Origin of the sequence: Leifsonia poae (genome assembly GCF_050632195.1) — a bacterium.
GTDB classification, from domain to species: domain Bacteria; phylum Actinomycetota; class Actinomycetes; order Actinomycetales; family Microbacteriaceae; genus Leifsonia; species Leifsonia poae_C.
The window spans coordinates 2,840,052-2,858,870 of sequence record NZ_CP192580.1 but is presented as its reverse complement, the minus strand read 5'-3'; the positions used below and the strand labels follow the sequence as shown (position 1 = coordinate 2,858,870).

Here is an 18,819-nt window from a genome sequence, read left to right as displayed (position 1 = left end):
GGTGTACGCCGAGCCGACCCGCCGCGTCACCTCGCGCTGGATCGCGTTCTTCGCGATCGCCTGGCTCGGAATCTGGATGGCGCAGCTCGCGCCCATCCAGAAGCTCCTGCCCGACCAGGTGCAGACCCAGCTGAACACGACGTACTGGGTCGACAACGTGATCGCCTTCGGCATCATCTCGGGGATCTCGGGCGTGTGCGCGATCATCGCGTATCCGCTGACGGGCGCCCTCTCCGACCGCACGACGAGCCGGTCTCGGTCGCCGCAGGCCGTGGATCGCGGCGGGCGCTGTCGTGTTCGCAGTGTCGCTCATCCTTCTCGGTGCGCAGAACACCATCGTGGGGATCGGCGTGTTCTGGTCGCTGGCCCTCACCGGCTTCTGCATCCTGACAGCCGCGCTCACAGCGACGATCAGCGACCAGGTGCCGGTCGACCAGCGCGGGTACGTGTCGGGCTGGCTGAGCGCACCCCAGGCGATCGGGATCGTGCTCGGAGTCGTGCTCGTCACCTACGTCTTCGTGGGAGCGCTCTTCGGCTACACCGCGATGGCCGTCCTGCTGCTCGTATTGGTGACCCCGTTCCTCTTTCTTCCGGATGCGGTGCTCCCGAAGGAGTACCGGCAGAAGATGACGTTCGGTGCGATCGTCGAGAGTCTGTGGATCAGCCCGCGCGAGCATCCTGACTTCGGCTGGACACTGCTGAGTCGCATCCTCGTCAACTTCGGCAACGCGTTCGGCACCACGCTGCTGCTGTACTTTCTGAAGTTCGGCCTGCACGACAAGAACGCCGATGACGACCTGTTGGTCCTCATCCTGATCTATACGGTGTTCGTGATCCTCGCGTCGCTGCTGGTCGGATACTGGTCGGACCGGATCGGCCGACGCAAGGCCTTCGTGTTCGTGTCGTCGGCCATCCAGGGCGTTGCCGCGCTGCTTCTGGCGTTCGTGCCCGATCTGACCGTCGCGATGGTCGCCGCCGCACTCCTCGGCCTCGGCTACGGATGCTTCCTCTCCGTCGATCAGGCACTTGCCACCCAGGTGCTGCCCGATCCGGAGAACCGCGGCAAGGATCTCGGCATCATGAACATCGCGACGGCCGTTCCCCAGGCCCTCGCGCCGCTCATCGGAGCGGGACTCGTCGCCATGATGGGCGGGTTCGTGGGTCTCTTCGTCATGTCCGGTGTTTTCGCGTTCGCGGGTGCTCTCGCGGTCGCCCGAGTGAAAGCGGTGCGGTAGTGCCCATCGATCTGTCCACCAAGCCCGGGGCGTCCGCACGCACCTGGACCGCGCCCGACACGTTCTGGCCGTCTCTCTCGGCGGCGACCGCGCGGCTCGACCCCGCGCTCGCCGTGCTGCACCTGCCGGCATTGCGGCACAACACCCACGACATGCTGCGCCGTGCCGCAGGCAAGCCCATCCGGGTCGCATCCAAGTCGGTGCGGGTGCGGGCGGTGCTGGATGCGGTGCTCGCTGTTCCGGGATACGCGGGCGTTCTCGCGTACACCCTTCCTGAAGCGCTGTGGCTGGCGGCGGGCGACGACGAGCATCCGGCGATCGAGGATGTGGTCGTCGGCTACCCGACGGTCGACCGCTCGGCGATCTACCGCCTCGCCACGACGCCTGAGCTGGCGTCGCGGGTCACTCTCATGGTGGACTCCCTCGCCCACCTCGACCTCATCGACGCCGTGATCGCTCCGGCCGACCGAGAGACGATCCGGCTCTGCCTCGAACTCGACTCCTCATGGCAGAACCCGGTGCTCGGCCACATCGGAGTGTGGCGGTCGCCCATCTACACCCCGGAAGCGGCCCGGACTCTCGCGGAGGCGATCGTCAAGCGACCAGGCTTCGCGTTGGTCGGCATGATGGGGTACGAGGCGCAGATCGCGGGGCAGGGCGACAAGCCGCAAGGGCGTCCTGCGTGGGGAGCGACCCTGCGCTGGATGCAGAAGAGTTCGAAGGCCGAACTCGCCGAACGACGCGCGAGTGCGGTCGCGAGCGTTCGCCAGGTCGCCGACCTGGAGTTCGTCAACGGCGGCGGAACGGGTTCGCTCGAATTCACCGCCTCGGACGACTCGGTCACCGAGATCGCAGCGGGCAGTGGACTGTTCGGCGGCCACCTCTTCGACAATTACCAGTCGTTCCGCCCGGCGCCCGCTGCATCCTTCGCGCTCTCCGTCGTGCGGCGCCCTGGCCCGGAGACCGCGACCCTGCTGGGTGGCGGGTGGATCGCATCCGGACCCCCTGGAGAGGACCGCCTGCCGCAGATCGCGTGGCCGACCGGGCTCAAGATGGTCGAGCGCGAGATGGCGGGCGAGGTGCAGACCCCCGTCACCGGCATCGCCGCGGGAGTGCTCCGCATCGGCGACCGGGTGTGGCTCCGCCACACGAAGTCGGGCGAGCTGAGTGAGCACGTCGACGACTTCCACCTGGTCGACATGGTCGAGGGGAGGGCGGCCTCCGTCGTCGGAACCGTGCCCAGCTACCGCGGCGAGGGAAAGGTCTTTCTGTGACGGCGACCGGCGCCGTGTGGCGCAACTGGGCACGTACCGAGAAGATCAGGCCGGCGCGGGTAGAGCGTCCCGCTGATGCGGCGGCCGTGCAGCGTGCCGTCGCTGCGGCCGCACGGCAGGGCATCCGGGTGAAGGCGATCGGAGCGGGGCACAGCTTCACCGGCATCGCCGCAGCGCCCGGCGTGCAGCTCGACCTCGCGAATCTCAGCGGTGTTGTCGCTGTCGACGAAGCGCTCGGTCAGGTGACGCTCGCGGCCGGAACGAAGCTCTACGAGCTCCCGAGTCTCCTGAGACCGTACGGTCTCGCGCTCGAGAACATGGGCGATATCGACCGGCAGACCATCGCGGGAGCGACCTCCACGGGCACGCATGGGACGGGCGGGGGATTCGGCGGCCTTGCTACGCAGATCGTCGCGCTCACCCTCGTCACCGGCGCGGGCGAGCTGCTGACGATCAGCGAGACGTCGAACCCGGAACTGCTTCCGGCCGCTCGGTTGGGACTGGGTGCGCTCGGCGTGATCGTGGACGTCACGCTGCAGTGCGTTCCGTCGTATCTCCTGCAGGCGGTGGAACGTCCCGAGCAGCTCGACGCGGTGCTCGACGGCTACCTCGAGCGGTCGGCGAGCGCCGATCACTTCGAGTTCTACTGGTTCCCCCACACCGAGACAGCGCTCACCAAGACGAACACGCGACTGCCGATGACCGCGGCGCGGGCGCCGCTGCCGCGATTCGGACGCTGGGTCGACGACGAGCTCCTTGCAAACGGCCTCTACCGGGGAGTGTGCGCGCTCGGGACGGTCGCTCCAGGCATCGTGCCGCCGTTCAGCCGGCTTGCCCAGAACGTCACCGGCAACCGCGACTTCACGGATGCGTCGCCCAGCGTCTTCGTCACGAACCGCACGGTTCGCTTCCGCGAGATGGAGTACGCGCTTCCGCGTGCGGCCGTGCCGGGCGCGCTCGCCGAAGTGAAGAAGCTGATCGAGACGCGCGGCTGGCGGATCTCCTTTCCGGTCGAGGTGCGCTCGGCGGCAGCGGACGACAACTGGCTGTCGACGGCACATGGGCGCGAGACGGGCTATATCGCCGTTCACCGGTATTACCGGGAGGATCCGCATCCCTACTTCCGCGAGGTCGAGCGGATCATGATGGCGCACGACGGGCGTCCCCACTGGGGCAAGATGCACTATCGCGACGCGGATTCGCTGCGGCAGACGTATCCACACTTCGACGACTTCGTCGCCGTGCGCGACCGACTCGACCCGGAGCGGCTCTTCGCGAACGAGTATCTGGCACGCGTGCTCGGTCACTGACGGATCGGCGCGCGAGGGCTGAACGGTGCCCCCAAAGCGGGTGCCGGGGTTGTCGGATGTGCGCGATGAGGAGTTCTCGGAATTCCGCGTAAATCTGCGGAATTCCGGCTATTTCAGCGTCGGTTTGTGGTGTCCATGTGACTGATGTGACTCAAGTGAATCTTGACAGGTTCTCATTTCACTGGAACACTCCCTGCTAGCTGTGAATTACCTGAGAGTTATTGAGAATAATTCATCTTCAGGAGAGAAGCCGATGTCCGACCGCATCACCCGCCTGACCCGTGCTGTGCCCGGAGCCACCCCAGCCCGCCGCATCACGGCCTTCGTCGCCGCCCTCGCGATCGCCGCGGGAGTGGTGGCCTCCACCAGCGGCGCCCTGTCCACCTCCGCGGTGGAGGCTCGGGATGCGGCGCGGGCGGCCACCGTCACCCGTCTCGTGACCGCGCACACCGCATCCCTCGCCACCCTGCGCACAGCGGGCGCCGACTCGCGGCGAGCTGCTGCCGTCACATCCGGAACCGCCGAACTCGTTCGTGCTCGCGCTGTGCTGGCCTCGAGCGCCGGGAAGGCAGCAGACACGGGGCGCGATGCTCTCGCCGCTGCGATCGGCTCGCTGGAGTCGACTCTCGCCGGGTCGACCGCCTATCGCGTGACCGCCGCGCTCGTGTCGCTCAAGGAGTCCGAGAAGGCGGTCACCGACTCCGTGGCCGCGTTCGAGGCTGCCGAGCAAAAGCGCCTCGCCGCTGAGGCCGCCGCGGCCGCTGCCGCAGTCGCGGCCGCCGAGTATCAGACCTCGCACGCCGTCAAGCACGTCGTGTCGACCCGTTCGGCGTCGCCGGCCGTCAAGGCCTCCGCGCCGCACTATGCCCCGGGGTAACGTCCACGCCCCCGGACAACTCGGGGTGCGGTCCGTGCCCCGGCGCAACGCTCGTGCTTACCTCATCGGGATATTGGGGTTGTCCGTAGCCGAGCTCTGACGGCATCCGTCCGACCACGGATGCTGTCAGCGAAACGATCGCGGCGTCGACCGCCCCCGGTGTCGGGCACTCGGGAAAGTCGACGCCGCGTCGTCGTTCCCACCCGCGCTCACGAGGGGTCGCAACACGCCGTCGCGCTCCATCCGGAGACGGCGCGTTGCGACCACTCGTTGGCGTGCGGATGCGCGGCGGCTCGCCGCCTGCTGCCGAAGGGCACGGTGGATGCTTTGAGAGTGGTGGGAACGCGGTGGGAGCACAGGGCGCCGCGGTTAGGATAAATATCGCGTGAGAATCCGCGCCCATCACCAAGGAGTACCTGAAAATGGAATGGCTCATCCCGGTCATCATCGTTGTCGTCATCGTTGCGATCATCGGGATCTACCTCTGGGCCACCTACAACTCCCTGGTCACCCTGAACGTCCGCGTCGACGAGGCGTGGAGCGACATCACGGTGCAGCTCAAGCGGCGTGCCGACCTCATCCCGAACCTGATCGAGACGGTCAAGGGATACGCGGCACATGAGAAGGGCGTCTTCGAGTCCGTGACGCAGGCACGCGCAGAGACTCTGTCCGCGCAGGGGCCGGCCGAAGCATCCGTCGCCGAGAACCACATGCAGACTGCCCTGAAGAGCATCTTCGCGGTGGCAGAGGCCTACCCGCAGCTGCAGGCGAGCCAGAACTTCCTGCGCCTGCAGGCCGACCTGGTCGACACCGAAGACAAGATCCAGGCCTCGCGCCGGTTCTACAACGGCGGCGTGCGCGAGCTCAACACCAAGATCAAGGTGTTCCCGAACAACATCTTCGCCAAGCGCCTCGGCTTCTCGGAGCGCGGCTTCTTCGAGGTCGGCGACCTCGCGGCGATCGCCGAGCCGCCGCGCGTCCAGTTCTAGCGGGCGGCGATGTATCGGGCTATCGCCAGGAACAAGCGCAATACGGTCATCACGATCCTGCTGTTCCTGGTCATCATCGGCGCACTCGGCTGGCTGGCCGCAGTCATCTACAACAGCATCACGATCCTCGTCGTGGTGGTCATCGGCGCGATCCTCTACGCCCTCTTCCAGTACTACCTGGGCGGCCGCGAGGCGCTGAGCATGTCGGGCGCCATCCCCATCCAGAAGTCCGACAATCCCCGCCTCTGGAACATCGTCGAGAATCTGTCGATCACCACGGGCACGCCCATGCCGCAGGTCTACATCGTCAACGACCCGGCGCCGAACGCGTTCGCCACCGGGCGTGACCCTCAGCACGCGTCCGTCGCCGCGACGACGGGCCTGCTCGACATCATGACCGATGCCGAACTCGAGGGCGTCATGGCGCATGAGCTCGGTCACGTTCGCAACTACGACATCCGGCTCGGGATGATCGTGTTCGGCCTGACCGTGGCAATCGGCCTCATCGCCGACATCTTCCTGCGCATCGCGTTCTTCGGCGGACTCGGCGGTCGCGACAACAACAACAACAATGGCGGCGGGGGAGGCGGCGGCAACCCGGTGATCATCGTGTTCGGTCTGATCGCCGCGATCATCGCGCCACTCGTTGCGACCCTCATCCAGTTGGCCGTCTCGCGGCAGCGCGAGTATCTCGCCGACGCCACCGGGGCGATGACCACGCGGCATCCGGATGCACTCGCCAGCGCCCTCCTGAAGCTCGAGACCTACGGTCAGCCGATGCGCAGGCAGAACACCTCGATGGCGCACCTGTGGATCGCCAACCCGCTCAAGCCGAGCCTGATGAGCCGGCTCTTCAGCACCCACCCGCCGATCCCCGAGCGCGTCGACCGCCTCGAGAAGATGGGCAGCACGTTCTAGTAGTGCTCGGCCCTCGGCGTCAGCCCTCGGCCGACTCCTCGCCGAGTTCGCCCGTGCCGATGTACCGGTAGATCACGCGGTAATCGACGCCCTCATCCGGTGCGTCCGGATCGGGCCGCCAGACGCTCTCGACGGTCTGACCTCCGACCGTCGTGACGTCACGGATGGGATCGGCGGGCGCGCCGTCGACCAGGCTCGTCACGATCTCCGCGTACACCGTTCCGTCAGGGTTCATGAGAACGGCCAGGTAGTGATTGTCGGGGACCTCGGGTTCGTCTGTCATGCCCCGGATGGTACCCCTCCGATGGATTCGGCGGGCAGAGCGCGCACAGCGCCCAGCGTCAGGCCGCGACGCCGGCCGCGGCCACCGCGACTTGGAGCGCGGGTGCGAGGTCACCCCGGTCGGCGACGGCGATGCCGCCGAGCCCCTGCCACGCCGCCGTCTCCTCGAGGAGCGGCACAAGGCGCTCGACCGTCTCGGCCGGCGCCCCCGGTTCGCTCCACGCCGATTGCACGCGCAGGATGCCCGCCTGACGGTCGCTCTTGAGGTCGACGCGGCCCACGACCCGGTCGTCGATCAGCAACGGCATCGTGTAATAGCCGAAGATGCGTTTCTCGGCTGGGGTGTAGATCTCGATGCGGTAGTGGAAGTCGAACATCCTGAGCGCTCGATCGCGATACCAGACCACCGGATCGAACGGGGAGAGCAGTGCTGTCGCTTCGACGCGGCGGGGGAGTCGAGCATCCTTGTGCAGCCAGGCCTTGACGGCCCTGCCGCCCTGCTCCCAACCGGGGACGGTCACGGGCAGTAGTTCCCCGGCATCCTCGAGGTCGGCGATCGCCTCCAGAGCAGGGGCGCGCAGTATGCGGTAGTAGTCGCCGAAGTCGCCCGCCGTTCCGATGCCGTGCGCGCGTGCTGAGCGCCTGATGAGCTCGCGCACCGCATCCCGAGTCTCGATGCGGGTGTTCAGGATGCTCGCCGGCAGCACGTCCGCGGCCAGCGCGTACCGCCGCTGGAATCGCGTGCGCCCCGCGATCGCGACCTCGCCGAAGATGAACATGAGTTCGAGCGCGCGCTTCACGTCGGACCAGCCCCACCACGGTCCCGTGCGGCGATTTGCGTCGTGCTCGATCTCGCCGGCCGTGAGCGGACCGTTGGCGGCGAGCTCGGCGCGCAGCCAGTCGACCGTCTTGAGGTTGTTCTGGAACCAGCCGTCGGGCTTCGTGTATCGCGCGCGTTGCGCATCCATTCGCCACTGGAAGAGCGGCCAGTCTTCGCGACGCATGAACGCCGCCTCGTGCGGCCAGTACTCGGTGTGCGGCGCACCGGCCTTGAAGGTGAGGCTGTCGAGGAGGCCCTTGTCGTAGCTGCCGAGACGGGCGAAGGCGGGCAGGTAGTGAGACCGCTCGAACACGTTGACCGAGTCGATCTGCAGCAGGTTGATGCGGTCGATCAGTCCGTTGAGCTGGCGGGTGCCCACGACCGCAGGGCGGGGACGACCGAAACCCTGGGCGGCCAGTGCGATACGGCGCGCGAGCGCGGACGAGACCTTGTCAACCACGATGTCGACCATAGCGCCACCCTCGGACACAGTGATTCGGCCGCCGTTCATCGAGCGTCAACCGCGCGCACCCGAGCCGGTTGCCGGACGTGCTTAGCGTTGCCCCTGGCCCGGAGGAATCCGAAGCCTTTCCGCGAACGGGAGGCGACCATCCGGGTAACCCAAACGGAGGAACTCTTGACCAACAAGCGCGCACGCGTCGCCGGCCTGGCCGCCGCGGCCACCGTCGTCGTCCTGTCGCTCGCCGCCTGCTCGGGCGGCGCCGATGCGGCCGACTCCAGCAGTGGAGCAACCGTCGACGCGGCCACCGCCTCGAGCGTGAAGGACTTCGGCTCGATGGATTCGCTGGTTGCCGCCGCGAAGAAGGAGGGCAACCTCAACATCATCGCGACCCCCGGCGACTGGGCGAACTACCAGCAGATCTTCGACGGCTTCACCAAGAAGTACGGCATCACGATCAACCCCAGCCAGGACAGCGCGTCCAGCCAGGAGGAGATCGACGCCGCCAAGAAGCTGAAGGGTCAGGACACCGCTCCCGACACGTTCGACATCGGCAGCTCGGTCGCGCTCGCGAACACCGAGTACTTCGCTCCGTACAAGCCCACCGGTTGGGATGACATCCCCGCCGACCAGAAGGAGAGCACCGGCCTCTGGAAGGTCGGCTACTACGGCGTCATGGCCGTGGGTTACGACGCCAACAAGATCAAGACCGCTCCGAAGGCGTTCAGCGACCTGCTGAAGTCGGAGTACAAGGGCGCGGTCGCGCTGAACGGCAACCCGACACAGGCTGCGGCCGCGGCCGGCGCCGTCGCGTACGCCGACCTGCAGAACGGCGGAACGCTCGACGACATCACGCCCGGGATCGACTGGTTCTCGAAGCTCAAGGCTGCGGGCAACTGGAACGCCGCGGACGGCAAGCCGAACACCATCGCCTCGGGTGAGACGCCCGTGCTGCTCGACTGGTCGTTCAACCAGAAGGGCTACGCCACCTCGGAGACCATCAAGGGCGGCGGCGTGAACTGGAAGTACGTCGTTCTTCCGGGTACCGCGTACGTGGGCTACTACAACCAGGCGATCAACAAGGATGCGCCGCACCCCGCCGCCGCGCGCCTCTGGGAGGAGTACCTCTACAGCGACGCTGCTCAGAATGCGTGGCTGAAGGGTGGGGCGTACCCGGCCCGCGTGGACGCCATGGAGACGGCCGGAACGCTCGACAAGGCCGAGTTCCCGGGCAAGCTCGACAAGACCGCCGTCATGACGGACAAGCAGGCGACGGACGCCGGAACCCTGCTGAACGCCAAGTGGGCTAACGCGGTCGGCTAGTGACATCCTCTCTTGCTGACGCTGCGGCGCCGGCGATCGACAGCGGTGCCGCCGGGGAGCTTCCCCGGCGGCACTCGCCGTCGGGCGCCGCGCCCACCCGTCGCCGTCGGCGCGGCGTCGCCGCGCTGCTCGGCCTCACGCCGTTCGCCTTCTACGTCATCGTCTTCCTCGCGATCCCGACCGTGATCGCTGTCGGAAGCGGGTTTCTGGATGCGAACGGCGGGTTCACCTGGGCGAACCTCAGCGGCCTCGCCGAACCGGCCATCCTCGGCTCGTTCTTCGGCGCCTTCTTCCTCTCCGCGGTGACAGCTGTGGTCGGCGCGGTCGCCGGCGCAGCCCTCTGCTTCGCGATGCTGCGTTCCCGCGCAGGCGGGGTGACCCGATCGCTCGTCGATTCGGCGAGCAGCGTGCTCGCCCAGTTCGGCGGCGTGATGCTGGCCTTCGCGTTCATCGCGACCATCGGCGCTCAGGGCCTTGTCACCGTGCTACTGCGCAACCAGTTCCACATCAACATCTACGAGAACGGGGTGTGGCTCTATACCGTGCCCGGGCTCATCCTGCCGTACCTGTACTTCCAGATCCCGCTCATGGTGATCACGTTCATGCCCGCGCTCGAAGGTCTCAAGCCGCAGTGGCTGGAGGCGAACGCGACCCTCGGCGGAAGCCGGGCGACCTACTGGTGGCGGGTGGGCATCCCTGTGCTGATGCCGTCGTTCCTCGGCAGTCTGTTGCTCCTCTTCGCCAACGCGTTCTCTTCGTATGCCACTGCCGCAGCGCTCGTCGGCCAAGCGAACAACATCGTCTCCCTGCAGATCCGTCAGGCCCTGATCAGTGAGACCGTGCTCGGTCGCGCGAACCTCGCCGGTGCCATGTCGCTCGGGATGCTCGTGGTGATGATCGTCGTCATGCTCGGCTATTCGGCGCTCGTCTCGCGCACCGCGAGGTGGCAGCGATGAGCGGGGTACAAACCAGGCCCGCGCCGGCCAGGCGGCCCGGGCGCACCAAGCGTCCCGGCGAGACGTTGCGCTTCGGACCCGGACCGGTCACCCGGAGCATCATCTGGACCGTCTTCGGCCTCTTCTTCCTCATCCCGCTGTTCTCAATGCTGGAGTTCACCCTGCGCACCGCTAAGCCGGGCGTCTACAACTTCGACCGCTGGGTGCTCGTCTTCAGCGGCACGACGACCCGGTACGACCGCGTCTATCAGGGCCTCGGCAACTCGCTCGTGCTCGCCCTGGTGACGGTGCTGATCATGCTGCTCGTCCTGCTGCCGACGATGATCCTCGTCGAAGTGCGGTTCCGCCGGCTTCGCCGGGTACTCGAGATCGTCTGCCTGCTGCCGATCATGATCCCGGCGATCGTCATGGTGGTCGGGCTCGCGCCGACATATGCGGTAGTCACGCAGATATTCGGCTCCGGTGCTTGGACGCTCGCCTTTGCATACGGGATCATCGTGCTGCCCTATGCGTATCGCGCCATCCAGAGCAACATCGCGGCGATCGACGTCGTCACTCTGAGCGAGGCGGGTCGCTCCCTCGGCGCCGGCTGGGTGAGCGTGCTCACGCGCATCCTGGTGCCGAACCTCGGTCGTGGAATTCTCGCCGCGAGCGTGCTCTCGGTGGCCGTCGTGCTCGGTGAGTTCACCATCGCGTCACTGCTCAGCCGGGTGAATCTGCAGACTTCGTTGCTACTCGTCTCGCAATCCGACCCGTTCGTCGCGGTCATCTTCGCGCTCCTCGCGTTGCTGTTCGCGTTCCTCCTCCTGTTCGTCGTCGACCGTCTCGTGGCGGCCGGACGGCGGCGCACCGCGAAAGGTTCCTGATGTCTGCCCTCGAATCCCCACAGTTCGGGTCGACCGTCGAGCTCCGTGAGGTCGTCCGCGACTTCGGCGGCGGAGTCGGACTGAACGGTCTCGACCTCGCCGCCCAGCCCGGCGAGCTGATCGCCCTGCTCGGCCCGAGCGGCTGTGGCAAGACGACGGCGCTGCGCGCGCTCGCCGGACTCGAGCGCGTCGACTCGGGGAGCATCCTGATCGACGGCGTCGATGTGACCGACGAGCCGACCAACCGTCGCGACCTCGGCATGGTCTTCCAGTCATACTCCCTGTTCCCGCACCTGACGGCCGTCCAGAACGTCGAGTTCGGGCTCAGGATGCGCAAGACGCCGCCGGCGGAACGTCGCCGCCGCGCATCCGAAGCCCTCGAACTCGTCGGCCTCGACCACCACGCCGACCGCTACGCCCACCAGCTGAGCGGTGGCCAGCAACAGCGCGTGGCTCTCGCGCGCGCTCTCGTCACCCGGCCGCGCGTGCTGCTGCTCGACGAGCCGCTGTCAGCACTCGACGCGAAGGTGCGGGTTCAGCTGCGCGACGAGATCCGGCGGATCCAGACAGAGCTCGGCATCACGACCTTCTTCGTCACCCACGACCAGGAGGAGGCGCTCGCGATCGCGGATCGCGTCGCCGTGATGCGCTCGGGGGACATCGAGCAGATCGGCGCGCCGGAGGAGCTTTATCGCCGTCCCGCATCGCCGTTCGTGGCCGAGTTCGTCGGCCTCACGAACAAGGTGGCGGGTCACGTGGCGGGCGGCGAGTTGACAGTGTTCGGGCGACCCGTGCCGCTCGTGAGCCGTGCAGTGCCCGATGGCGCCGTGCAGGTCTATCTGCGGCCCGAGGATGTTCTGCTCGCGTCGGCGGGAATCCCGGCGACGGTCGTCGCCACGAGCTTCCTCGGTGCGCTCCGGAGGACGCGGCTGCGCCTCGACGACGGCACCGAACTGGCCGTGCAGCATGCCGCACGCGAGACGCCGGAGCCCGGGTCGGCAGTGCACGTCGAACTCGCGGGAACGCCGGTGACCGCGGCTCCTGCGGCCCCCGAGTGAGGACTTGACCGGCAAGAGTAGAATAATCCTCATGTTAGGTGAAGCCTCGGGGGAGGCCGCCGAGAACACGTCGACGATCGACCTCTCCACATTCGAACGAACACTGTCCCTCAAAGAATTCGCCACCGAGCTCCGGATCGGCGACATCTTCCACTTTCCGTGGTTCACGCCCATCGAGACCATCAGCCCCACCCACACCGTGGGGAAGGGGCGCACCAATCTCACGGTGATCGCGCCGGACATCCTGCAGACGGACACGACGGGCACGCCCTTCGCGTCGTTCAACTTCCGCCAGGTTCCGTCGGGCGGTCCCGGTGTGTCGGTGCACTTCCAGCCGAGCGCGTACGGGATCACCGGGACCGCCAGTTACGTGATCTCGTTCCTGCTGTCCGTGAGCGGCCCGACGAATCTCAGCATCTCCGGTTCGGTCATCGGCGGAACGGTGAGCGGAGCCGGTACGAAGACGGTGAACGGCAACGTCGCGATGTCTGTCGTGCTCAACAACGTGATGGCCTCCCAGGTCGTCAACGCCGCTGTGCAGCAGAGGGAGCCCGGCGGAAGCTGGTCCTGGTTCTCGACGAGCATCGAGTATCCGCCGCTGATCCTGCAGGTCGCCGGCCTGGAGGGCTAGCCGCCTGAGCATCCGCCGAACCCGCGGTCAACCCCATGGCCGCAATGGGGTGCGCCCGTAAACTGGCGAACATGTCAGACACGGATGCGACCCCACCGGTTCCGGCGCAGCCCGCGGGGAGAACCGCGCGCCAGCCCGCACCTGGTTCCTGAACCGCAAGCGTCGCGAACTGGGCGAGCCCGTCGACGAGGTCGACGAGTCGCTGCCGCGCGGGGTCAGGATGGCCGGGGCTTGGTCGTGGCGAATGCTCGTGATCGGCGCCGTGATCGCCGTCTTCATCTTCCTGGTCATCCAGCTGCGGTTGATCATCATCCCGCTGCTCATCGCGGTGCTCATCGCCGCGCTGCTCGTGCCGTTCGTCGAACTGTTGGTGCGTCACCGCTGGCCGCGCTGGTTGGCGATCGTCGTGGCGATGCTCGCCGTGCTCGTGGTCGTCGGCGGTTTGCTCTACCTCGCGATCTGGCAGGTGACGCGCGAGGGGTCGGCACTCAGCAAGCAGTCCGTTACAGCCTTCAACGACTTCCGATCGTGGCTCACCACGGGGCCGCTCGGCCTCTCCGAGTCTCAGATCACGGATGGGCTCAACCAGCTCTTCAAGTCGCTCCAGCAGGACAGTCAGATCTTCATCACGGGCGCGCTGTCGCTGGGCTCGACGCTCGGGCACGTACTCACCGGCGTGCTGCTGACCCTGTTCAGCACGCTCTTCATCCTGATCGACGGCCGGAGCATCTGGAACTGGATCGTTCGGATCTTCCCGAAGCGCGCCCGTCCCGCCGTCGATGGAGCGGGCCAGGCCGGATGGACGACCCTCCGCAACTTCGTGAAGGTGCAGATCCTGGTCGCGTCCATCGACGCGCTCGGCATCGGCCTGGGGGCGTTCTTCCTGGGGCTGCCGCTCGTCATCCCGATCGCCGTGCTCGTCTTCCTCGGGTCGTTCATCCCGGTCGTCGGCGCAGTCGTCACGGGAGCCCTGGCGGTCTTCATCGCCCTCGTCTACAACGGCTGGGTCATCGCTGTCATCATGCTCGGAGTCGTGCTGCTGGTGCAGCAGATCGAGGGCCATGTGCTGCAGCCCTTGATCATGGGCACGGCAGTGAAGGTGCATCCTCTCGCCGTCGTGCTGGCGGTCGCGGCCGGCTCGCTGCTCGCGGGCATCCCTGGTGCGTTGTTCGCCGTGCCCTTCGTGGCGGTGCTCAACGTGATGGTTCACTACGTCTCGAGTGGGGTGTGGCGCAACAGGGGACCCGGCACGTATGACGGACCGCAGACAGTGATCTGGCAGACGGTCCCGCAGGCCGTACGACGGCCGCGGAGCTAGGCGTCCACCGCGCGCTCAGAAAGCATTCGGTTTGCGGAATACAGCCGCGAGTAGGCTGAGCGCGTGGCTACGCTGACAAACTCGACGCGAACACCCTTCGCCGGACCGAGCCTCGACGAGATCGAGGCAGCCCGGGCGATCGTGTCGCGGGTGGCGCAGCCCACGCCCATCGAAAGCTCCCGCTTTCTCGCGGATGTGCTCGGCGCCCCGGTGTATCTCAAGTGCGAGAACCTGCAGCGCACCGGCTCGTACAAGATCCGCGGCGCATACAACCGGCTCGCGAAGCTGACGGCCGAAGAGCGGGAGCGCGGCGTCGTCGCGGCATCCGCCGGGAACCACGCTCAGGGTGTGGCCTTCGCGGCCCGCGAGCTCGGCATCCGGGCCACGATCTTCATGCCGGTCGGCGTCGCGATCCCCAAGTTCCAGGCCACCCGTGACTACGGCGCCGATGTCGTGCTGAGCGGCAGCATCGTCGACGAGACGCTCCGCGCCGCCGCCGACTTCGCCGCCGAGACAGGCGCCGTGCTGATCCCGCCGTTCGACCACCCCGATGTCGTGACCGGGCAGGGAACGCTCGGCCTCGAAATCCTCGATGAGGTTCCGGATGCCGCAACGGTCATCGTGCCCATCGGCGGCGGCGGTCTCATCTCCGGCGTCGCGAGCGCCGTCAAGCAGCGCGCTGCGCGCGAAGGTCGCGAGATCCGGGTGATCGGCGTTCAGGCGGCCAACGCGGCCGCGTATCCTGTCTCGCTCGAAGCGGGTGAGCCTGTCGAGATCTCGCTCGTCGCGACGATCGCCGACGGCATCGCGGTGAGCAAGCCGGGTGCGCTCAACTTCGAGATCATCCGCGACGTCGTCGACGAGGTCGTCACGGTGAGCGAAGACGACATGGCTCGTGCGCTGCTCGTGCTCCTCGAACGGGCAAAGATGGTCGTCGAACCGGCTGGTGCAGCGGCGGTCGCCGCGATCCTCGCGGGCAAGGTCGCGCCGACGGGCCCGACCGTGGCCATCCTCTCCGGCGGAAACATCGATCCGCTCCTGATGCAGCGCGTGATCAGCCACGGACTCGCGGCCTCAGACCGCTATCTCAAGCTCAAAATCATGCTGCCTGATCGTCCTGGGCAGCTCGCCCGCATCTCCGAGATTCTGGCCGGCGCCAACGCCAACGTGATCGAGGTGTTGCACACGCGGCATGGACACGGACTGCAGATCAGTCAGGTCGAACTCGACGTGAGCGTGGAGACGCGGGGGACCGAGCACCGCAAGGTGGTCATCGAGGCGCTCCGAACGGCCGGGTACGACCCGGTGCTCGACTATGAGTAGACGTCAGGCCGGGCTCAGCCGGTGTACGTCTCGACGTTCGTGACCTCGACGGCGATCTCGCGGCCGTTGGGTGCCGTGTATTTGGTGGACTCGCCGACCTTGAGGCCGAGGATCGCCGCGCCGAGCGGGCTCTGCTCGCTGTAGACGGTGAGGTCGGTGCCTGCCGCGATCTCGCGGTTGCCGATCAGGAACACGCTCTCGTCGCCCGCGATGGTCGCGGTGATGACGGTGCCGGGTTCCACGACGCCGTGGCTCTCCGGGGCAGCGCTGACCGTCGCGGTGCGCAGCAGGTTGGTGAGCTGCACGATGCGGGCCTCCATCTTGCCCTGCTCGTCCTTAGCGGCGTGGTAGCCGCCGTTCTCCTTGAGGTCGCCCTCTTCGCGGGCCGACTCGATGCGCTTCGCGATCTCATTACGGCCGTTGATGCTGAGCTCTTCGAGCTCCGCGTGAAGTCGGTCGTAAGCATCCTGGGTCAGAAAGGTGACCTGAGACTCCTGAGACATGGTGAACTCCTTTGCGCTACCGGCGTACTGCCGGTGGGCAGATCGTCGGCGGTCGGGTGACCGTCGGGCATAAAGTCGACGCCCCGACAATCTGTCGAGGCGTAATCGAACAATCTTAAGTCAGCCAGCAGCTCGAAATCAAACCGGTGTTGCTCTGCTCGGTTGTTCTGATCATCTCTTTGTGGGTGGTCAGATGCACATTCGAAGCCGGGTAGCTGATCACCCGCCAGCCCACGATCGCGAACGATTCGTTGAGTGCCTGGATCGCGCACGTCACCGGGGTGCCTGCCGGGGTGTTCACGGTGAAGGTGATGTCCACATGGTGGGCGTCGACGATCGTGTACGCGGTGTCGGTGGCCTCGAGGTTCGCGCTGTCGTTGTCCCAGCCCGCCCAGAACACCCAGCCGGTGAATACGGCGACGAAGGCGAGCGCAGCGCCGATGAGCCACCAGCGGTCCCGCCGCCTGCGATTCGGTGTGCGCCCGTATCGGCGATCGAGCGTGTCGGTCACCGCCATGCTTCTCCCAGCACTGAAACTCCCGTGAAATGGTGCACCGTCCACGACGGTAGGCTTGAAGTCCAAGACTAGGAGACGAATCTGGGAATCGATCTCCTCAGCATGGCCGCAGCAGCGTCGGCGGCCCACAGCACGCAGAAGGAAACGGTGTGACCCGGCGATTGATGGCAGTCCATGCCCATCCCGACGACGAGTCGAGCAAGGGCGCGGCAACCGCGGCGTACTACACCAGCCTCGGCGACGAGGTCATGGTCGTGAGCTGCACGGGCGGCGAGCGGGGCGACATCCTGAACGAACGGATGCCCGCGGCAGCGCTGGCGATGGGACGTCGCGACCTGCCGGGCCTCCGCCGCCGCGAGATGGCAGCCGCTCAGGCCGTCACCGGCATTCAGCACCGCTGGCTCGGCTACGTGGACTCCGGGATGGCTCGCGAGGACGGATCGGTCCCCGCCGGCTCGTTCGCGTCGATCCCCGTCGAGATCTCCGCCGAACCGCTCGTCGCGCTCGTGCGTTCGTTCAAGCCGCATGTGATGGTCACGTACGACGAGAACGGCGGCTACCCGCATCCTGACCACATCAGGGCTCACGCCGTCGGTGTCGAGGCGTATCGCGCTGCCGGCGATCCCACGCGGTATCCGGAGGCGGGGGAGCCCTGGCAGGTCTCCAAGCTGTACTACGACCGCATCTTCAACTCCGGCCGGTTGAATGCCGTGTATGCCGACCTGCTCGAGACCGCGCCCGACTCGCCACTCGTCGCACAGCTGCGCGAGATGCGCGGCTGGATGAGCGAGCAGGAGTTCGACGTCACCACACGCATTCCGGCGGGCGAGTTCTTCGACGCCCGCGACCGAGCGCTGCGCTCGCACGCCAGCCAGGTCGCTCCCGACAGCCCCTTCTTCTTCTGGCCGAACGACGTGCAGCGTCGGGCCTGGCCCACCGAAGACTTCCAGCTCATCGACTCGAAAGTGAACACGCAGATGCCAGAGACCGACCTCTTCGCGGGAATCGAGAACGCCGCATGATCGCAGACACCCTTCTGCGCGTCGGCGTCTGGCTGACCGCCGCGACGCCGAGCCCGACGCCGAGCGGAGCCCCGAACGACGACCAGGTGACCCCCGGCTACGTCGGCTTCATCGTGACGTTCGTGCTGGCTGTCGTCGTCGTGCTGCTGGTCATCGACATGGTGCGCCGCATCCGCCGGGTTCGCTACCGTGCCGAGATCGCGGAGAAGCTGGACGCCGAGCAGGCGGCGCAGAACGAGCATCCGGATACCGACGAGCGCTGAGGGCGCTGATTTCTCGCCGACTCGACGCTAACCGGCGTTGTAGACGGGGTGCATGGCGATGATCAGGGTCGCCGCCCAGTGGCAGAGGAACGCGAGCACCGTGAGGGTGTGGAAGATCTCGTGGAAGCCGAACTTTCCCGGGAAGGGGTTCGGCCGCTTCATCCCGTAGATGACGGCACCGATCGTGTACAGCACGCCGCCGACGAGGACGAGCACCATCATGGGCACGTTCGCCTCGAAGAGGTCGACGATGTAGCCGAGCGCGCCCCAGCCCATCCCGATGTAGATGGGCACGTACAGCCAGCGCGGTGCTCCGATCCAGAAGACCCGGAAACCGATTCCGAGAATGGCAGCACCCCATACCAGGGACAGCAACAGGATGCCCTTTGACGACGGCAACGCCAGCACGGCGAGCGGCGTATACGTCCCGGCGATGAGCAGGAAGATGTTGGCGTGGTCGATCCGCTTCAGGATGACCTTGGCGCGGGGCTTCCAATTGAAGCGGTGATACAGCGCGGAGTTTCCGAACAGCAGCATCGACGTGAGCATGAACACGGCGGACGACCACTTCGCCGGAGCGCCGTGAGCGAGCGTGATGAGCACGATTCCGGCGGCGATCGTGACCGGGAACGTTCCCGCGTGGATCCAGCCGCGCCAGGTGGGCTTGATCTCAGCGACGCTCGCGGGTGAGGCGTCGAGCAACGGGATGTTCGGCAGATCGGGGCCGCGACGTTCATCGGCCTTGACGGCCGCGTCCGCGGGCGCGAGGGCGTCGGCCGGCTGCTCGAGCAGGTCGCCGACGTCTTCGTTCTCATGGCGTTTGCGGGGCGTCATGCTGCAAGGGTACGGGAACGGGGTTGGTCGCGGGCTGTGA

The 18,819-nt window shown here is 66.9% G+C and carries 20 protein-coding genes; 15 read left to right on the top strand and 5 right to left on the bottom strand.

Annotated elements, in window-relative coordinates; translation table 11 throughout:
• Positions 1–302 precede the first annotated feature (302 nt).
• From ACQ86A_RS14470 to ACQ86A_RS14445, 6 genes are all read left to right on the top strand, one after another.
• Positions 303–1,235 carry an MFS transporter gene (locus ACQ86A_RS14470; RefSeq protein ID WP_431277675.1) on the top strand — a complete coding sequence of 311 codons (933 nt, stop codon included), beginning with the start codon at positions 303–305 and terminating at the stop codon, positions 1,233–1,235.
• The gene (locus tag ACQ86A_RS14465; RefSeq protein WP_431277674.1) at positions 1,235–2,509 is read left to right on the top strand and encodes an amino acid deaminase/aldolase; all 1,275 of its coding nucleotides are present in this window, start codon (positions 1,235–1,237) and stop codon (positions 2,507–2,509) included. The genes ACQ86A_RS14470 and ACQ86A_RS14465 overlap by 1 nt, the downstream gene beginning before the upstream one ends.
• Positions 2,506–3,819 carry a D-arabinono-1,4-lactone oxidase gene (locus ACQ86A_RS14460; RefSeq protein WP_431277673.1) on the top strand — a complete coding sequence of 438 codons (1,314 nt, stop codon included), beginning with the start codon at positions 2,506–2,508 and terminating at the stop codon, positions 3,817–3,819. The genes ACQ86A_RS14465 and ACQ86A_RS14460 overlap by 4 nt, the downstream gene beginning before the upstream one ends.
• A 253-nt stretch (positions 3,820–4,072) precedes the next feature.
• Entirely contained in the window at positions 4,073–4,696 is a 624-nt protein-coding gene (locus tag ACQ86A_RS14455; RefSeq protein ID WP_431277672.1) for a hypothetical protein, read from the top strand.
• A 422-nt stretch (positions 4,697–5,118) separates the two neighbouring features.
• A complete protein-coding gene (locus ACQ86A_RS14450) occupies positions 5,119–5,685 on the top strand; it encodes a LemA family protein (protein ID WP_431277671.1) in 567 nt (188 codons plus the stop codon).
• A 9-nt stretch (positions 5,686–5,694) separates the two neighbouring features.
• Positions 5,695–6,603 carry a M48 family metalloprotease gene (locus ACQ86A_RS14445; protein ID WP_431277670.1) on the top strand — a complete coding sequence of 303 codons (909 nt, stop codon included), beginning with the start codon at positions 5,695–5,697 and terminating at the stop codon, positions 6,601–6,603.
• A gap of 19 nt (positions 6,604–6,622) precedes the next feature.
• On the opposite strand, the gene ACQ86A_RS14440 is transcribed toward ACQ86A_RS14445, so the two are convergent.
• Entirely contained in the window at positions 6,623–6,886 is a 264-nt protein-coding gene (locus ACQ86A_RS14440) for a hypothetical protein (protein WP_431277669.1), read from the bottom strand.
• Positions 6,887–6,944: 58 nt separating this feature from the next.
• Positions 6,945–8,165: a winged helix-turn-helix domain-containing protein gene (locus tag ACQ86A_RS14435; RefSeq protein ID WP_431280457.1), complete on the bottom strand. Its 1,221-nt coding sequence runs from the start codon at positions 8,163–8,165 to the stop codon at positions 6,945–6,947.
• A gap of 177 nt (positions 8,166–8,342) precedes the next feature.
• On the opposite strand from ACQ86A_RS14435, the gene ACQ86A_RS14430 reads away from it, so the two are divergent.
• The 7 genes from ACQ86A_RS14430 (at position 8,343) to ilvA (ending at position 15,640) form a co-directional block, all read left to right on the top strand.
• On the top strand, positions 8,343–9,488 hold the full coding sequence (locus ACQ86A_RS14430) for an ABC transporter substrate-binding protein (RefSeq protein ID WP_431277668.1): 1,146 nt from the start codon (positions 8,343–8,345) through the stop codon (positions 9,486–9,488).
• Entirely contained in the window at positions 9,488–10,444 is a 957-nt protein-coding gene (locus ACQ86A_RS14425; RefSeq protein ID WP_431277667.1) for an ABC transporter permease, read from the top strand. The genes ACQ86A_RS14430 and ACQ86A_RS14425 overlap by 1 nt, the downstream gene beginning before the upstream one ends.
• A complete protein-coding gene (locus ACQ86A_RS14420) occupies positions 10,432–11,310 on the top strand; it encodes an ABC transporter permease subunit (protein ID WP_431277666.1) in 879 nt (292 codons plus the stop codon). The genes ACQ86A_RS14425 and ACQ86A_RS14420 overlap by 13 nt, the downstream gene beginning before the upstream one ends.
• Complete coding sequence (locus ACQ86A_RS14415; RefSeq protein ID WP_431277665.1) at positions 11,310–12,368, top strand: ABC transporter ATP-binding protein; 1,059 nt, start codon at positions 11,310–11,312, stop codon at positions 12,366–12,368. The genes ACQ86A_RS14420 and ACQ86A_RS14415 overlap by 1 nt, the downstream gene beginning before the upstream one ends.
• A gap of 31 nt (positions 12,369–12,399) precedes the next feature.
• Positions 12,400–12,999, top strand: a complete 600-nt coding sequence (locus ACQ86A_RS14410; protein WP_431277664.1) for a hypothetical protein — start codon at positions 12,400–12,402, stop codon at positions 12,997–12,999.
• A 220-nt stretch (positions 13,000–13,219) separates the two neighbouring features.
• The gene (locus ACQ86A_RS14405; protein WP_431277663.1) at positions 13,220–14,317 is read left to right on the top strand and encodes an AI-2E family transporter; all 1,098 of its coding nucleotides are present in this window, start codon (positions 13,220–13,222) and stop codon (positions 14,315–14,317) included.
• A 63-nt stretch (positions 14,318–14,380) separates the two neighbouring features.
• Complete coding sequence (gene ilvA, locus ACQ86A_RS14400) at positions 14,381–15,640, top strand: threonine ammonia-lyase (protein ID WP_431277662.1); 1,260 nt, start codon at positions 14,381–14,383, stop codon at positions 15,638–15,640.
• A 14-nt stretch (positions 15,641–15,654) separates the two neighbouring features.
• Here ilvA and greA read toward each other — a convergent pair whose 3' ends face one another.
• Both greA and ACQ86A_RS14390 read right to left on the bottom strand, forming a co-directional pair.
• The gene (gene greA / locus ACQ86A_RS14395) at positions 15,655–16,143 is read right to left on the bottom strand and encodes a transcription elongation factor GreA (protein ID WP_431277661.1); all 489 of its coding nucleotides are present in this window, start codon (positions 16,141–16,143) and stop codon (positions 15,655–15,657) included.
• A gap of 115 nt (positions 16,144–16,258) precedes the next feature.
• Positions 16,259–16,654, bottom strand: coding sequence for a DUF4307 domain-containing protein (locus ACQ86A_RS14390; RefSeq protein WP_431277660.1), 396 nt, complete (start codon positions 16,652–16,654; stop codon positions 16,259–16,261).
• Positions 16,655–16,824: 170 nt separating this feature from the next.
• Here ACQ86A_RS14390 and mca point away from each other — a divergent pair, with 170 nt between their 5' ends.
• Entirely contained in the window at positions 16,825–17,682 is an 858-nt protein-coding gene (mca, locus tag ACQ86A_RS14385) for a mycothiol conjugate amidase Mca (protein WP_431277659.1), read from the top strand.
• A complete protein-coding gene (locus ACQ86A_RS14380; protein ID WP_431277658.1) occupies positions 17,679–17,945 on the top strand; it encodes a hypothetical protein in 267 nt (88 codons plus the stop codon). The genes mca and ACQ86A_RS14380 overlap by 4 nt, the downstream gene beginning before the upstream one ends.
• A 27-nt stretch (positions 17,946–17,972) precedes the next feature.
• Here ACQ86A_RS14380 and trhA read toward each other — a convergent pair whose 3' ends face one another.
• Positions 17,973–18,779 (bottom strand): PAQR family membrane homeostasis protein TrhA, encoded by an 807-nt coding sequence (gene trhA, locus ACQ86A_RS14375; RefSeq protein WP_431277657.1) that lies wholly within the window; start codon positions 18,777–18,779, stop codon positions 17,973–17,975.
• Between the last annotated feature and the right edge of the window lie 40 nt (positions 18,780–18,819).

Coding starts and splice junctions, on each gene's coding strand:
- ACQ86A_RS14455 (WP_431277672.1), top strand. CDS start 4,073: ATGTCCGACCGCATCACCCGCCTGACCCGTGCTGTGCCCGGAGCCACC.
- ACQ86A_RS14450 (WP_431277671.1), top strand. CDS start 5,119: ATGGAATGGCTCATCCCGGTCATCATCGTTGTCGTCATCGTTGCGATC.
- ACQ86A_RS14445 (WP_431277670.1), top strand. CDS start 5,695: ATGTATCGGGCTATCGCCAGGAACAAGCGCAATACGGTCATCACGATC.
- ACQ86A_RS14440 (WP_431277669.1), bottom strand. CDS start 6,886: ATGACAGACGAACCCGAGGTCCCCGACAATCACTACCTGGCCGTTCTC.
- ACQ86A_RS14415 (WP_431277665.1), top strand. CDS start 11,310: ATGTCTGCCCTCGAATCCCCACAGTTCGGGTCGACCGTCGAGCTCCGT.
- ACQ86A_RS14410 (WP_431277664.1), top strand. CDS start 12,400: ATGTTAGGTGAAGCCTCGGGGGAGGCCGCCGAGAACACGTCGACGATC.
- ACQ86A_RS14405 (WP_431277663.1), top strand. CDS start 13,220: ATGGCCGGGGCTTGGTCGTGGCGAATGCTCGTGATCGGCGCCGTGATC.
- greA (WP_431277661.1), bottom strand. CDS start 16,143: ATGTCTCAGGAGTCTCAGGTCACCTTTCTGACCCAGGATGCTTACGAC.
- mca (WP_431277659.1), top strand. CDS start 16,825: ATGGCAGTCCATGCCCATCCCGACGACGAGTCGAGCAAGGGCGCGGCA.
- ACQ86A_RS14380 (WP_431277658.1), top strand. CDS start 17,679: ATGATCGCAGACACCCTTCTGCGCGTCGGCGTCTGGCTGACCGCCGCG.
- trhA (WP_431277657.1), bottom strand. CDS start 18,779: ATGACGCCCCGCAAACGCCATGAGAACGAAGACGTCGGCGACCTGCTC.